11 protein-coding genes are annotated in these 15145 nt (G+C 42.0%); 1 reads left to right on the top strand and 10 read right to left on the bottom strand.

The genetic code is table 11. From position 1 onward, the window contains the following. Positions 1 to 16: 16 nt before the first annotated feature. The 9 genes from ADIARSV_RS03585 to ADIARSV_RS03545 form a co-directional block, all read right to left on the bottom strand. A complete protein-coding gene (locus ADIARSV_RS03585; protein ID WP_016194011.1) occupies positions 17 to 736 on the bottom strand; it encodes an RluA family pseudouridine synthase in 720 nt (239 codons plus the stop codon). Positions 737 to 784: 48 nt separating this feature from the next. Then, a complete protein-coding gene (locus ADIARSV_RS03580; protein WP_016194010.1) occupies positions 785 to 2425 on the bottom strand; it encodes a TldD/PmbA family protein in 1641 nt (546 codons plus the stop codon). A 52-nt stretch (positions 2426 to 2477) separates the two neighbouring features. Further along, the gene (locus ADIARSV_RS03575; RefSeq protein WP_016194009.1) at positions 2478 to 3794 is read right to left on the bottom strand and encodes a TldD/PmbA family protein; all 1317 of its coding nucleotides are present in this window, start codon (positions 3792 to 3794) and stop codon (positions 2478 to 2480) included. A 2-nt stretch (positions 3795 to 3796) separates the two neighbouring features. Continuing rightward, positions 3797 to 5431 (bottom strand): TldD/PmbA family protein, encoded by a 1635-nt coding sequence (locus ADIARSV_RS03570; protein WP_040298972.1) that lies wholly within the window; start codon positions 5429 to 5431, stop codon positions 3797 to 3799. 71 nt (positions 5432 to 5502) lie between these two features. After that, the gene (locus tag ADIARSV_RS03565; protein ID WP_016194007.1) at positions 5503 to 7338 is read right to left on the bottom strand and encodes a hypothetical protein; all 1836 of its coding nucleotides are present in this window, start codon (positions 7336 to 7338) and stop codon (positions 5503 to 5505) included. A 3-nt stretch (positions 7339 to 7341) separates the two neighbouring features. After that, positions 7342 to 9507: a DUF4175 family protein gene (locus ADIARSV_RS03560; RefSeq protein WP_016194006.1), complete on the bottom strand. Its 2166-nt coding sequence runs from the start codon at positions 9505 to 9507 to the stop codon at positions 7342 to 7344. Then, a complete protein-coding gene (locus ADIARSV_RS03555; RefSeq protein ID WP_040298971.1) occupies positions 9500 to 10918 on the bottom strand; it encodes a BatA domain-containing protein in 1419 nt (472 codons plus the stop codon). The genes ADIARSV_RS03560 and ADIARSV_RS03555 overlap by 8 nt, the downstream gene beginning before the upstream one ends. A 3-nt stretch (positions 10919 to 10921) precedes the next feature. After that, positions 10922 to 11809 carry a DUF58 domain-containing protein gene (locus tag ADIARSV_RS03550; protein WP_040298970.1) on the bottom strand — a complete coding sequence of 296 codons (888 nt, stop codon included), beginning with the start codon at positions 11807 to 11809 and terminating at the stop codon, positions 10922 to 10924. Continuing rightward, positions 11810 to 12808, bottom strand: a complete 999-nt coding sequence (locus tag ADIARSV_RS03545) for an AAA family ATPase (RefSeq protein ID WP_016194003.1) — start codon at positions 12806 to 12808, stop codon at positions 11810 to 11812. A gap of 149 nt (positions 12809 to 12957) precedes the next feature. Between ADIARSV_RS03545 and ADIARSV_RS03540 the strand changes: the two genes are divergently transcribed. Next, entirely contained in the window at positions 12958 to 13590 is a 633-nt protein-coding gene (locus tag ADIARSV_RS03540; protein WP_016194002.1) for a DUF4159 domain-containing protein, read from the top strand. Positions 13591 to 13667: 77 nt separating this feature from the next. On the opposite strand, the gene ADIARSV_RS03535 is transcribed toward ADIARSV_RS03540, so the two are convergent. After that, a complete protein-coding gene (locus ADIARSV_RS03535) occupies positions 13668 to 15143 on the bottom strand; it encodes a RagB/SusD family nutrient uptake outer membrane protein (protein ID WP_016194001.1) in 1476 nt (491 codons plus the stop codon). Between the last annotated feature and the right edge of the window lie 2 nt (positions 15144 to 15145).

Genomic DNA, 15145 nt, shown 5'->3' with positions numbered 1-15145 from the left:
ATCAGGCCTCTTTTTTTTATACATCAAACTTGTCTAGTAATTTAATGAGTGTGGCGAAATCCTTCGGATAAGGCGCCTCAACGGTTACTTCATTTTCTGCGTCTATTTTAAAGCTAACCTGTTTGGCATGTAAGGCAAACCTTTTCATGATTGGCAGTTCCTCTTCATCTTTGGCGATATGGTATACGCGTTTAATCTTTGAAAGGAAAACAGATTCTCCCCCGTACATATCATCCCCGGCAATACATGCCCGCTGTGTAGCCAGATGGATCCTGATCTGGTGCATCCTACCGGTGATCGGTTGACATTCAATCAGCGTATAATGTTTATAGTATTTTAAAGAGTTAAAGATCGTTTCTGCGGCTTTACCATCCTGGCGACTGATACTCACATTCTTATTTCCAATGTTCAGGATCGGCAGGTTGACATGCACATCCTCAAAGGTATGGGTGCCATTCACTAAGGCATGATAAACCTTTTTTACTTTCCGGCGCTCAAACTGCATAGCAACCAAACGGTAGGCAGCCGGATTTTTAGCAATAATTAAACAGCCAGAAGTTTCTTTATCGAGCCGGTGACAGATTTGCGCATCTCCGCAATACTGTCTGGCCAATCTGAGCATGCTCACCTCTCCCCCTTCGCGCTCATCCAGTGAAGCAATAAAAGGAGGTTTGTTTACCACCATCAGATCATCATTTTCAAACAGGATTAAATCCTGTAACTTGGGAATTCTCACAGGGCAAAAATAGTGTTTTTTGGGGAAATGAAATTGCAAGAAAAGAGTCTACCCTAATCGCTTACCTGTATTGATCACATTAACCCCATTGAAACGGGTAGTTGCACTTCCATGAGACACGGCACTGGCTTGTGAGGGCTGACCTTTACCATCTGAAAAAGTACCTCCAAGACGGAAATCATTCTGACCACAGCATTGTACACAGGAATTCCAAAACTCCTGCGTATTGGACTGGTACGCCGCGTCTTTCAACATGCCTACAATTTTACCTTCTTTAATTTCATAGGCCAGTTGCGCACTGAACTGGAAATTATAGCGCTGCTGATCAATGGAATACGAATTCCGACCGAACATATAAATGCCTTTTTCGACATTCTTTACCATATCTGCTGCACTTAGCGCTTCTTTGCCCGGTGCAAGTGATACGTTAGGCATTCGCTGGAACTGAATATTTTCCCAACCGTCCGCATAACTGCATCCCTGAATGGACTTTAAGCCTAAGATGTGCGCCTGATCGCGGGTAGACTGATAGTTGACCAGGATGCCGTCCTTAATGATGTCCCAGCTGCCGCACTTTACTCCTTCATCATCATAACCGACTGCACCTAAAGATCCTTGTTCGGTTTTGTCGGCAAAAACGTTGACCTGCTTACTTCCAAAATTGAATTTCTTGCTTTCCCATTTATCCAGGGTTAGAAAACTGGTTCCGGCATAATTTGCTTCATACCCCAGCACTCTGTCTAATTCGGTGGAGTGGCCAACAGACTCGTGAATGGTCAGGAATAAGTGCGAAGGATCGAGTATTAAATCGTATTTCCCAGGCTGAAGTGGTTTCGCTTTAAGTTTCTCTTCTACATGAACAGTGGCTTCCCGTACATCTTCGAGCATGTCATAACGCTTTTTATATAGGGTAACCGGTCCACCTTTTATCTTTTCTTCCTCCTTTGGTTCCAGATACTCGAAGCCCATTCCCATTGGGGCACTCAAGGCATTGCGGGTCTGAAAGCCACCTCCGGAGGTGCCGACTTTTGTAACGGTAAAATTTGGCCAGATGCGATGGATGTCCTGATCAATGTAAGAGCCATCGGTAGAAGCGAAATATTTCTGTTCATTCACCACAAAAATATTGGAATTTACATATTTCGCACCTCCTTTCATTGCCTCGCTGTTTACTTCAAGAAGTAGGGCCACTTTATCTTGAATGGGCACTTCAAACGCATTTTTCTGAAGGGGTGTTTTCCAGCTTACTTCGCCATATCCTTTTTGAGGAGCTAACTGTACTTCTTCTGTAAGCAGTTTTGAATTTCCTTTTGCGATGGCAACAGCCATTTCTGCTGCCTTTGCAATGCTGTCATCCGTTAAAATATCTGTAGCGGCAAAACCCCAGCTGCCATTAGCGATCACCCTTACGCCAAGTCCGTATGACTCTGTATTGGCAATGTTCTGCACCTGAGCTTCCCTGGTAATGATTGCCTGGTTCAAATAGCGTCCGATACGTACATCTGCATAGGTTGCACCCTTGGACCTTGCTGCATTCAGGGCAACATCTGCCATTCTTTTTTTTAATTTAACATCAACCGGTGTCAGTGCTTGCTCTATAGTAATGGCTTTGCCAAAGACAGGCATGCTCTCTAAAATAGATGCACCTACACCAACACCGGTCAGGTATAAAAAATCTCTTCTTTTCAATGGACAAATTTCTTAAACAAGTATGTAAAATAAACGCGGCTCAATAATTCTGCTAAACAGCGTCTGAAAGTGAAGTAAAAGTAAAGTCCCTTATCTTCATAGGAGGAACCATTCCACTGCCTGTCCGAACCGGTTTGCCTAACGCTTCCACGTTATTTAACATGATTACCGGACTTTCATTAAACCTGAAGTTCTTTATAGGGAACTTAATTTCTCCATTTTCAATATAAAAAGTTCCATCACGGGTAAGTCCGGTAAGCAGTAAAGTTTGAGGATCTACCGAACGAATGTACCAAAAGCGGGTCACCAAAATTCCTTTTTCCGTGCTTTTGATCAGCTCATCCAGGGTTTGAGTTCCACCCTCAAAAACGATACTCCGGTTAAAAGGAACAGGCTGTACGCCTTTTTGAGCGGCCCAATATCTGGAATAAGATAAATTTTTGACCACTCCTTTTTCCACCCATTGCGTTTTTTTAAGGGCGAGGCCATCTCTGCTCCAGGTAGCTGACGGTACTTCCGCATTCATCGGATCAGAGTATATGTTTACGTTTTCAGAAAACAATTGCTCGCCTAATCGGGTACCGCCTCCTGATTTACTCATGAAACTTCTTCCTTCATCCGCACTGCGGGCATCAAATCCACGAAACATGTTGTCCAGCATGTCACTTGCAGCGAGAGGCTCTAGAATAACGGTATACTTTCCGGGCTCAATTGCTTTGGCACCTGCAGATCCGGTCGCTTTTGTCGCCGCGATCTTGCTGAGCGCAAGTACATCCATCTTATCCAGGTCATTGTAGCTTTTTTCTATATAACCTGAACCTGTTCCTTCTTTATTTCTGATTGTAACAGAAAAGGAAACATCGGTGCCTTTATTATAAGCAAACAGACCGTTGGAGTTCATCATCGAAGAGAAGCGCGTGGAGTTTTCTAAAAATCCTGCAGCTTCAAGGCTTGCGGCTTTCGAGACCGCCAGACTTTTACCGACCATTTCTGCCCGCACATCCGGGTTGATAGCCGCTGTTTTTGGATTAAAGGTTGGAGATTCCGGAAAAGTCTGGGGACCCAGAGGTGGCATATATTCTGGATTTTCAGGTGCCAGCATGGCAAGTTCCTCGGCCCTTTTGACCACTTTCTGTAAGGAAAGGTCGTCAAATTCATTAATGGTAGCCGTCCCGGTTTTCTTTCCGAAAGTAGAGTCCACTGCCAAATTCATTATACTTATTTGTCCGGCTGTGGACACTGCATTTCTTGCATAGCGGATGTTGCCTCCATCGGAACCTGTTAAAGTTACCTCGCATGCATCTGCTTTTGAATAACTGAGAACCTTTTTTAATATTGCCTGGGCTTCTTCTTTACTTAGTATGGCCATAATTAGATCTTTCTTGCTGTATTTATAACATTAACTCCATCAAACCTGGTTGTTGAACTACCGTGAGACACAGCACTGCTTTGAGCCGGCTGCCCTTTACCATCATTAAAGGATCCTCCTAAACGATAATCACTTTCATCACAAATGGCGCTGCATGAATTCCAGAATTCCCTTGTATTGGATTGGTAAGCGACGTCGTTTAACATGCCGACAATCTTTCCATCTTTTACTTCATAAAATGTTTGTCCGCCGAATTGGAAATTGTAACGTTGCTGATCAATAGAAAAACTGCCGTTACCAATAATGTAGATTCCTTTTTCTACATTTTTAATCATGTTATCAACACTTAACTTTTCTTTGCCGGGTTGAAGTGAGATGTTTGCCATGCGCTGAAATTGAACATCATCCCAACCCTGAGCATAACAACATCCCTGTGATTCTTCTAATCCAATAATGTGCGCCTGATCCCTGATGGCCTGATAATTGACAAGAACGCCATCTTTAATGATGTCCCACTTTTTACATTTCACACCTTCGTCGTCGTATCCGACAGCGCCAAGTGAACCTACCTGCGTTTTATCTGCAACTACATTTACTTTGTTACTTCCGAATTGAAATTTCTTGGATTCCCACTTATCAAGGGTTAGGAAACTTGTTCCAGCGTAATTCGCTTCATATCCAAGTACCCTATCCAGCTCGGTGGGATGGCCTACAGACTCGTGAATCGTTAACCACAAATGTGAAGGATCGAGAATCAAATCATACTTTCCTGGTTCTACAGACTTTGCCTTTACTTTTTCACTTGCATTAAGTGCCGCGGATTTGACGTCTTCCAACATATCATATCTTCCCTTGTAGCGGGTAACAATACCAGCAACTTTGTCCTGCGGACGCGCATTGAGGTACTCATAACCCATACCCATTGGAGAACTTAACGCATTCCGGGTTTGGAACTTTCCGGATTGCCGGTCTATTCGGGTCACGTTAAAAGATGGGTAAATACGGTGTACATCCTGATCAATATAAGATCCGTCCGTAGAGGCAAAATATTTCTGCTCATTTACGGCGAAGATCACTGAATTGACAAAACTTGCTCCATTTTGCATGGCAATGTCATTGACTTGGAGCAATAAGTCTACCTTTTCTTTAACCGGTACTTCAAAGGCATTGATTTCAATTGGAGTTTTCCAGCTTACCTCGCCATAGCCTTTTTGAGGCGCCAGCTGTACCGGTTCTGCTCCAATCTTGGAGTTTGCTTTGGCAACTGAAACCGCAAGTTCAGCTGCTTTGGCAACGTCTTCCTTGGTTACATTATTGGTTGCCGCAAATCCCCAACATCCATTTGCAAGCACACGGATTCCAACACCGTAAGATTCGGTGTTCGCAATCCCCTGGATTCTTTTTTCCCGGGTGGCTACAAATTGATTGAGATAACGGCCAATTCGTATGTCCGCATACGTGGCACCTTTTGACTTCGCTGCATTTAATGCTACATCAGCCAGTTCTTTTTTAAATTTTGCGTCTACACCATCAAGCGCTTGCATGGCGTCTATTGGAGTTCCGAAAGCTGATAGGTCAGGTAGCATCAACGCGCCCAGCCCCATTCCAGACAAGTAGAGGAAGTCTTTTCTTTTCAAGTTGATTGTGTTAAGTTAATAAAATTAAATCTATATAATTTCTAACAGAATGAATAAATAATTGCAATTTTTTAATTGTTTTTAGATAAAACTCGTGACTCATACCATAAAAAGCCTGCAGAGATTAAAAATCCAATATAAAACCACCATTTAGAGATGATTTTTGTATCATAAGAGGTCTTTGTTGTTATTTTATTGTTCAAACCAGACCTTTTATTATAATTTTTAGTCGAAATCAATGTATTATAATTTTTTAACTGCCTCCAATTGTCAGATTTATAGACAAAGAAAGAATTTATCTCCCTGTTGATACTTAACGTATTCCAACCGTTCTTTTCAGGCCAAAAAGTAGCGTCCCATTGAAATGGGAGTTCCAGATTTTGCCTTGGGCTTAGTTTATTAACATATGATGCTGGATTGTTTAAACTTGTCTCATTGGCAGTTATGAGAAGATTCGGAATTTTATCCGGGTTGTTCTGCGTGACGAACAGTTGTGTTTTGCTGCCTGCTACCGGAAATGAGGGGATCATTTGCCATGAATTGGGTTTACTTGTATTTCTGGCTGCTTTGGTTAGGAGGGCCGACCAAAAGGTCGCATAATTACTCTGCTTTCCGCTTAAGATCCATTGGTAAGTAGCAGGGACAACCGACATCACTATTTTCCCCTGACCCAGTATATGGCTGTTGACTACTATTTTCCCCCCGGCGTCAATTGCGAGGGGTTGATCATTCGGTTTGGATTTCAGATAAATATCTTGTTTCAAAGGAAGTGCAGCAAACTTTTCCTGATTGATGAGACGAACTATCGTCTCCTTATCTTCTCGTGACTGCGAGGAATAAAATAAAAAGCGTTTGCCCAATGCTGTTTTGACGTCTAAATCTGTTTTTCTTACCAACAGACCCATTCCGCTTTCTACGGATTGATTTAGGTTTCTCATTTCTGAGGCACTTAAATAGGTCAGTTCCTCTTCATCGATAATTAAGACATCTATTTTTTTGAGGAGCGCCTTCGAAAGCTGACTTAAATTCACAGTGCCGGCATTTAAATATTCCGTATTGTACTTGTCTTTACTGATGCGGCTTCGAAAGATTAATGGATACTGGTTTTCATACAACCAGTTTTTAAGAAATTTATATTCAAAATCAGGATAGGAAGCCAGCATCATCACCTTCATCCGGGGCACTTCTATCACTTCAAATGGAACGGGTTCTTTGGAAATGGTATCCTGTTCCTGAGAAGCAACCAATTGATAGACCGCTTTCCCTGCTTGTTTGGGTTGATTTCTCAAGGAGAACTGAGCCTTTTTATGCGCTTTTACAACAGTAGAATCAAGGTCTGAACCAAAACCAGAAAGCAATAACCGGACGGCTTTGTCGCTTTTATTGTTGTAAGTTCCCTGCACAATTAGCGCTGAGGTAGTGCTAACCTGACTGTTCCAGGTGCAGGAAAGAAAGCCTTCAGGCAGCGGGGATGGGTGAAAATCCAATTGATAGGCCTTGAGATCTTTAAGCTGAGGTTCCGTCAATCCATATCCATATACATGGATCGTTTTGATGTCCGGGTGCGACTTCAAAAAATAAGCCAAATCAGCTATGGTCTCCACCTGGGAACCATTATCCGCTTTGAGCAATGAATCCATAGTATAAAGACGAATGCCTTTCAACCTGGCAATTGAATCAGGTGATGTACCACTGGTCAGCAAGGTCATTTCGTTTGTGCGATTCTTTGCCCGCATAGAATAATGCAAGGGGACGATCATCAATGCAAAACAAGATACAGCGACGATACTGGCCATAATTCTCCAGATCAATCGTGCTTTGTTTTTTCGCTGATTCTCTTTAACGATCAAAAAAACTACCAGAATCAGGCAGATGGCGATCGCAGCGTAAGCGTAGTTCGATTCCATTCTTTATCTGTTCGTTTGTTTAAGGTGGTTAAAATACGTGTTGTACAATGTTGCCCCCGGAGTTAAAGCCTTCAATTGCGGAATAGGCTGTTCTTTTGCTATCAATTTCTGTACTGCTTTTTGTACCGTTTCAATGGACTTTGTGGAAGGGGATTTAGTTTTTTGCAAGTCTCTTATTCCTTTTAAGGCGGGAAGATAAGAAGCTGGGTTAGCTGAGGCCGCTTCAATTAAATAACGTTCAGAATCACGTAGCAGAAGCTGGTCTGCTTCCTTAAATCCTTGTCCCGTTTTGCTCTTTTCCAGCACGGCAAGTACTTGTTTTAGTGTAACACCCTTCCGATCCTTTTTTTCGTAATCGCGCTGTTGCGTGGACTGCATGATTTTATCTAATTCCCCACTTAACCTTTTTTCTTCTTTTATCTGGGAAACTTTTACTGTGGTTTTAGCTACATACGCTCTTGATTTTTGCTGTAGGTCTTTCAGCAACCGCAATGCCTTATATTCAAAGGGCAAAGCTTCCTGCGTTTTAAAGGTTCTCAAACGGAGTTCTGCACTCCACATTTCGGTGAGCACCGCTTTCAATCTTGCTTTTAATTCCGGTTCAAAAAAGGTAGCGTCTTCTGCAACATCGTGTTTATGCGCATATTGATCCATGATGCTTTGCACATCTCCAAATTTTTCTTCTGACTTAGTGCCGTGTTCGGCGGCATGTTCTTTACCTTCCGCATGCTCTTCGCCTTCATGTTCTTCGTGATCCCCTCCTATTTCCGTTTCTGACTCTTCACCAAGGAAGGTTCCGTAACGCAGTCTGAGTAATTTTTGATCCACGCCCAGCGCATTACTACGACTTTTGAAGACCTCTTCGCTTAGAGAAGGTCGTTCCTTCAACAATTTTTCGGTATCGATTATAATTTGTCGCTCACTTCTAAAATACTCAGGAACCAAATTAACGCCGTTGGAAACTGCAGACAAACTCATTAATTCTGCCGTATCTACGATAGATACAAAATAGACATCCGATCTGCTTGATTGTCCAAAGTTATCTGTTGCTTTTACAAAGAAATACAGCTCATCACCGGGCTTCATTCCCAATGCTTTCAAGTCTATATTTTGCCGCAATTGCATGTCTCGTTTATTGCTGAAGGAGGTATTAAAACTGAGCTTTTGTTCTGTAAAACTTACGCCTTCGCCCTTTCCACTTGCCATTGTTGCTGATATAAACGCATCGCTGATCCCGTAATCGTCCTTTATATACACGGAAAGATTAACCTGCAAAGGCTGACCATAATCGATCGTGGTGTGTTGTTTTGGAGTATTGATCTCAATTCGCGCAGGAAGATCGGTGATGACCTCAATTGCGTATAAATCAGATTTCTTCCCGTCCAGCTCAACCTGGTAAAATCCGGATTGACTCATTTTTCTAGAGGTTGACCATTCGTTATCACTTGATTGCAGGCGCTTCATGCTGACCGCTTCTTTTCCATTAAAAAGAAGTTTTATATTTTTTACCCGGATATTGGTCTTAATGTTCCACGTAACCGTTGCTCCCATTTCTGCTTTTAGAGAAAATTGCTGTTGCGTTCTTTCTTTCTCCCTGGTATAAGCAGGCGGATTAATCGACACGGTATAACCTGATATTTCTGCAGGAACGAGTTCTTTAACAGCAAGCATAGATCTGGACGATAAAGAAACCGGATTTTCAACAGGTTCCGTCAACGGTTTTGCCATGCGAATAAGGAAGGTCAAACCCAACCCAACAACTAGAAAGGCCAGGGCGTAAACCAGTTTCTTTAGGGGTTCATCCGGACTCTTCAGTTCAGTGAGTACCCGGTTTACTTTTTCTTTTTGTAATAGCTCCAATCCAGACAATTCAGCAGATGGTTTCAGCAATAATCCGGTACTTTCTTCCAATTCAGGAAAGTGAAAATCCAGGTATTTGGATATATCGGCAGACGTGATTTGCCAGAAAGGATGGCGCAGGGCTAACGATATGAATACCGCCAAAATCACTGGAAGGAAGATCCATATGTGGAAATGCAGCATATAAACCAGCACCGCTGTAAGCAGGATACTGATGGTGAAGCTGATGATTAATATCCTCAGGGCATAAAGAGACGTAAATTTAAATTTAAGTTGAGCGATCAACTTTTCTCCACCTGGGTTATGCATTTTTCACCTCCTTTTTTTCTCTTAGCGACAAGATGCGTTCTGTTATAAAAACCAGCAATGCCAGGATCCAGATACCTGGATTCAACGGTTGCGTCGTAGTCAGTTCTGCGGTAGTTCCCGACTTTGGCTGATACCGTGTGGTTTGGAGGTTTTTGTTCCAGACCCGCTGATCCCGGGGATGGTCTTCAATTCCAAAACTGCCTGTTTCCTCCTGCTCACTTAGAACAATTGGCATAATAGCCTTAACAAACTGCTCAGACCAAACTAAATCTGTCCACTGGGGATTAAATTTAACGTATAGATGGTAGTGTTTTATTTTACCACTAGACTCCAGACTTAAAATGGGTTTTCCAAATCCATCGGTCCAGATTGCCTGTCCCGGGGTATTTTTTGCATCAATCCTCTTACTCAGCGTAATAACCGGATCATTTCCAATACCTTCCGTTTGCAGATCTATAACGGATTGAATGGGTATGACCTTGCCTGGTTCATAGCTAATCAAACGTGTTCCAGGTCTTAGATTCGCTATTAGTGCGCGGCTGATTGGCTGATCGGAAAGCCAGAATATAAGGCCTGCATCGCTTTTGAAACCGGCATTATTATTCCAGGTTTTAATTTTTACAGAACGTCCGGAAAATACTCCGATTGCTTCCAGCGCAGCCTTAATGTAGGCGGCATCTGCCGCATTATTCCCTTCATTAATTAAAGCAGAAATAGTCGAAACGTTTTCGTTTTCATTTAAGAGTTTGTAGCTGGTTGATGACGGGGTTGACTGCGATTCATAGGTTTTATTGGCAACTTTGGTGATCCAGTTACCAACTGTATCTGCAGGTTTAATTTCCATCCATTTTAAGTTTAACGAAACCGGAGGTAGTTCAGCACCCATCTTGTTTAAATGGTGACTACTAAAAAGGTATACTGGAAATTCGTTTTGCAACTCTGAATTTAACTCGCTTAATAAAGCGGTGTAGTTTAAAACGTTTTTATTAGGTGCAACATCCGGAGCCAGCGTGTCGGAAAGATTAACTTTTTGGAAACCGAGATCAAAGTCGTGAAGTTCATATCCTTTCTTCATTAGGGAGTCTATCGTTGTTCTATTGTTTTTCCAGATGCTTGGGAATTGGGACTTTTCAAACAGGACCCAACCCTTCTGAGATTCTTTACCAAACGCTTTTTTTAAAACAGGCTGTGCGAGAAGGAGTGTCAATAAAATGACCAGTAAGGTTCGCAATACAAACAGCCACCAATCGGTGATTTTATAACTTTTTGCACTTAAACTAGAACTCTTGCCGAGAAGGGCGATACTTCCGATTTTTAAGGTTTTACCTTGTTTTATATTCCACAGGTGAATAATTAAAGGAATGGCAATTCCTGCAAGTGCAAATAAACTAAGTGGGTATACTAAATGCACAGGCTATACTTTTAATTTATTTCTTTGGTTTAAAAAATCGCGCAGCGCCTGATCAAGAGGTTGATCTGTACAAATCATTCTGTGGAAAATCCGTTTGTCAAGTAACTTCAACCTGGTTTTCTCCAGATAGGTTGCCAGGTTTTTCTTGTATTCTGCTCGGGCCTTTGCCTGGTCGATTTGTATCGATGCTCCGGTTTCAAGATCTTCGAAAGTAGCATATCCTTTAAAATCGAGTTCAAGTTCATTTCTAGCCATGAGATGAAAGACGACCACTTCATGTTTAAGGGTGTTCAGAGTATCCAGAAGCGTAAAGATTTCGTCATTCGTTTCATACAGATCAGTAACGAAGATTAAGAGTTCTCTTTTGTTGCTGCCGGCATAGAGTTCTTTGTACTGGATAGGCTGTGTAAAATTACCTTTTGGCTGAATGTTTTCTAGCATGTAGAATAGTCTGGACAAGTGTTGGAAATCTTGTTTAGCCGCCATCGAAAAGATTCCGGCATCATTAAGCACATATAAACCAATGGCATCACCTTGCGCATTACCCAGATATGCGAGTGCTGCTATTAGATTCTTGGCATAATCTAATTTTACGTAATCACCATCCCGATGATTCATTGATGCACTGGCATCGATCAAAAAACGAACGGATATGTTGGTTTCGATTTCTGATTCCCTGATATAGTAACGATCAGACCGCGCAAACATCTTCCAATCCAGTGAACGCAGGTCGTCTCCGGGCTGGTAGCTTCTGTACTGGCTAAACTCTAACCCCTGTCCCTTAACGGTACTTTTATTGATTCCACTCATAAAACCGTCAATAATCATCTTTGCAGATAATGACAATTCTTTTATGGCCATAAAAACTTTCGGGTCTATGAGTTTACTCATTTAGATCTTGACTTTAGGTCTGGTAATTACCTTCAATAGTTCCTGAGTGACCATATCGGAGGATACATTTTCTGCGTCAGCTTTGAAATTCATCAAAATCCGGTGTCTTAAAACCGGAAAAGCCATGGTTTGTAAATCCTCCATTAGTACAGCATATCTTCCATGAAAGAGTGCTCTTGCTTTGGCGGTAAGAATAAGTGCTTGTCCGGCTCGCGGACCTGAGCCCCATCTCACCCATTCTTTAACAAAACTTACCGTACTCGTATCCGGTCTTGTGGCTCTGATGACATCACTCACATAAGAGATCAAATCGTCACTGATGCTCACTTGACGAGTTAAGGCTTGAAGCTGTTTAATTTCCTCTGCGCCAATAACGGGTTGCACCTTTTCAGCTTTAGCTCCCGTGGTGCTGCTTAAGATCCGGGTTTCTTCTTCTGCTGAAGGGTAGCCGATTTTAATGAAGAGTAGGAACCGATCCAACTGTGCTTCGGGAAGCGGATAGGTACCGGCCTGTTCGATCGGGTTCTGTGTGGCGAGAATAAAGAAAGGCCGGTCCAGAGGATAGGTCTGTCCACCATAGGTGACTTCGAATTCCTGCATGGCTTCCAATAAGGCAGATTGTGTTTTCGGTGGTGTTCGGTTGATCTCATCGGCAAGCACAATGTTGGCAAATAAGGGTCCTTTGTTGAATTTAAAGAACCGCTTTCCGGTGACATGATCCTCTTCCAGAATTTCCGTTCCTACAATATCGGTAGGCATTAAATCGGGTGTAAACTGGATTCTGCGGAAAGATAGATCCAGTGCTTGCGACATTGTCCGGACCATCAATGTTTTTGCAAGTCCGGGAACCCCTTCTAATAAACAGTGTCCGCCAGCCATAAGTGCCACTAACATCTCTTCAATTATAATGTCTTGTCCAACAATTACTTTTTGAATTTCTTTTTTTAAAAGGGAAATCTTAAAAATTAATTCCTTTAAGTTACTTTCTGATATCTCCAAGTCGATATTTTTTTGATACGATTATATGTCAATGAATATAGGTGTTAAATCCTAAATATTTGAATAAACAAAGTACTTTATTAAAAATATTACATGAATTTCTAATTTTATAAGTGATTTATTGTAAAATACCTCCTATTTTTAGAGATATGCAACGATCTAAGTTTTCTTTTGCCAGAATAAGATATACATCGGGAGATTGGGATACAGATCAACGAATGCCATCTAATATTTTGAACTCATTATTGGAATATACGACCATACCGCTTGATCCGGAGGAAAAGATAGTTGAATTAGGGAGTGACGAATTATTTAAGTACCCTTTTTGCTATTTAAGCGGACATAAACTAGTTCAATTCAATCAAAGGGAGGAAGCTAATTTTAAAAAGTATGTATTGAATGGTGGTTTTGTGTTTGTGGATGACTGCAACCATGACATTGATGGCTTATTCGCAAGATCCTTTGAAACGCAAATGAATAAAACATTTGGTGCACAGGCATTAAAGAAAATACCCAATGACCATCCTATATATAATTCTTTTTTCAAGTTTGAAAAAGGGCCGCCAACAACCTCTTTTGAGTTAAATGGCTGGGGTGATGATTTAGTACATGATTACCTGCAGGCAATTACCATAAATCATAGAATAGGTGTACTTTATAGTAATAAAGATTATGGCTGCGAATGGGATTACGAATTCAGGAACAAACGCTTTCTGGCGGAGGACAATACCAAGTTTGGCGTCAATATCGTTTTGTATGCGATGGGGGTAAATGCGCTGTAAGCTACATCGCTTTTAGATTAAATAAAAAAACCCGGATGACTTTTGTCTCCGGGTTTTCTGTAGGGGTATTACTAATTCTAATTGTTGGTAATCAGCTTATTGTATAAAAGCTCATTTCCTGGAATAGGCCAGATATATCTGGAGTCCTCATATGGAACTGCAGGAATACTAGATTTTGCAGGAATAGGCAGACCTAATCGCATCAGGTCACTATTGCGAAGACCTTCTCCTAAAAATTCGATATTTCGCTCTGTTAATATGGCGGTATTTAAAGCTGCCGCAGTTGCGAAACTGGCTGTAGTAAAAGTGGTTGTGGCATCGGAACGATTTCGAACTGCGTTTAGCAAGGCAACCGCTTGTGGATCGACAATGTTTGTGGATCGCACTCTCGCCTCAGCCAGGTTTAACAATACTTCGGAATACCTAATCACGGGTGCCCAATCTGTATAAGGTGTAGGTGTAGCGTATTTAGCCAGGTATTGAAAGCCTAAACGTGCGGTATTGGTAGACGTTCCAATCAAGGATGTACGTCTTTTGTCCGTTGCTTTCCAGCCTGTGTTTCCGGCAATCCCTTGTGGGTTGATGTAATATTCTGCACTCAACGCGGCACCGTTGTTGTAAAAGTAGTAACCCAGCTGATTTTGTGTTCCAGGGGTTTCGGTTGCGTTGAAAGGAATAGAGAATACCGATTCAGTCGTGTTGTACGGGGCCTTAAAAACATTGGCAATATCAGCCTGAAGTGCAAATGGTACTCCGGTTGTTGCCGTGAAAGGTGCGGCTGCACTTACGATTTTATTGGCTTCCGTAATCACAGATGCATAATTTTGCATAGCCAGATAAACTCTGGTTTTCAGTGCGATGGCTGTGTTTACGTGTGCACGGCTGGCGATAGTCGTCGCGTCGGCATATGTAGTCGGCAACCCGGCTTCCGCCGCATTTAAGTCAGCAAGAATTTGCGCATAGACCTCTGCAACTGTACTTCGTGCAAGGTCATAGTTACCAACTGTTGAATTCCCTGTCAGTCTTAAAGGGAGCCCCGGTTTGCTTCCATTGCCATCAATAAATGGCCTGGCATACATTTGCAGAAGGCAATAGTAACTTAATCCACGAATGAACTTTGCTTCAGCAACATAATTCGTATTTTGAGCGGCAGTGACTACTGTGCTTCCTTTTGCGGCCATTCCATCAATAAATAAATTACAGTTATTGATTACCCCATAAGCGATGCGCCAAAGATTTTGCACTTCATCTGTAGTGGTGCCCACGCTTTCGTTCCAGGTGGATGAACCTGTTACGCCGTTGGTACTTTGATTGATCCAGTTGTCTGCCTTTATTTCATTGTAAACCTGGTAACGACCTCCAAGGAAACCACCGTTTCTTAAGCCGCCATACAAGCCTAAAACTTGTGCTTGAATTCTTGGAACGGTTGTAAAAGGTAAATATGCTTCGTCAGACGTTACTTGTGTTTGTGATTCCGGATATAATAAATCCTTTTGGCAAGAGTAATTTAACATCACGCCAATGCTCAATAGTAATATAAATTTCTTTTTCATTT

Source organism: Arcticibacter svalbardensis MN12-7 (genome assembly GCF_000403135.1).
Lineage (GTDB): Bacteria > Bacteroidota > Bacteroidia > Sphingobacteriales > Sphingobacteriaceae > Arcticibacter > Arcticibacter svalbardensis.
This window is presented reverse-complemented; position numbering and strand designations above follow the sequence as displayed.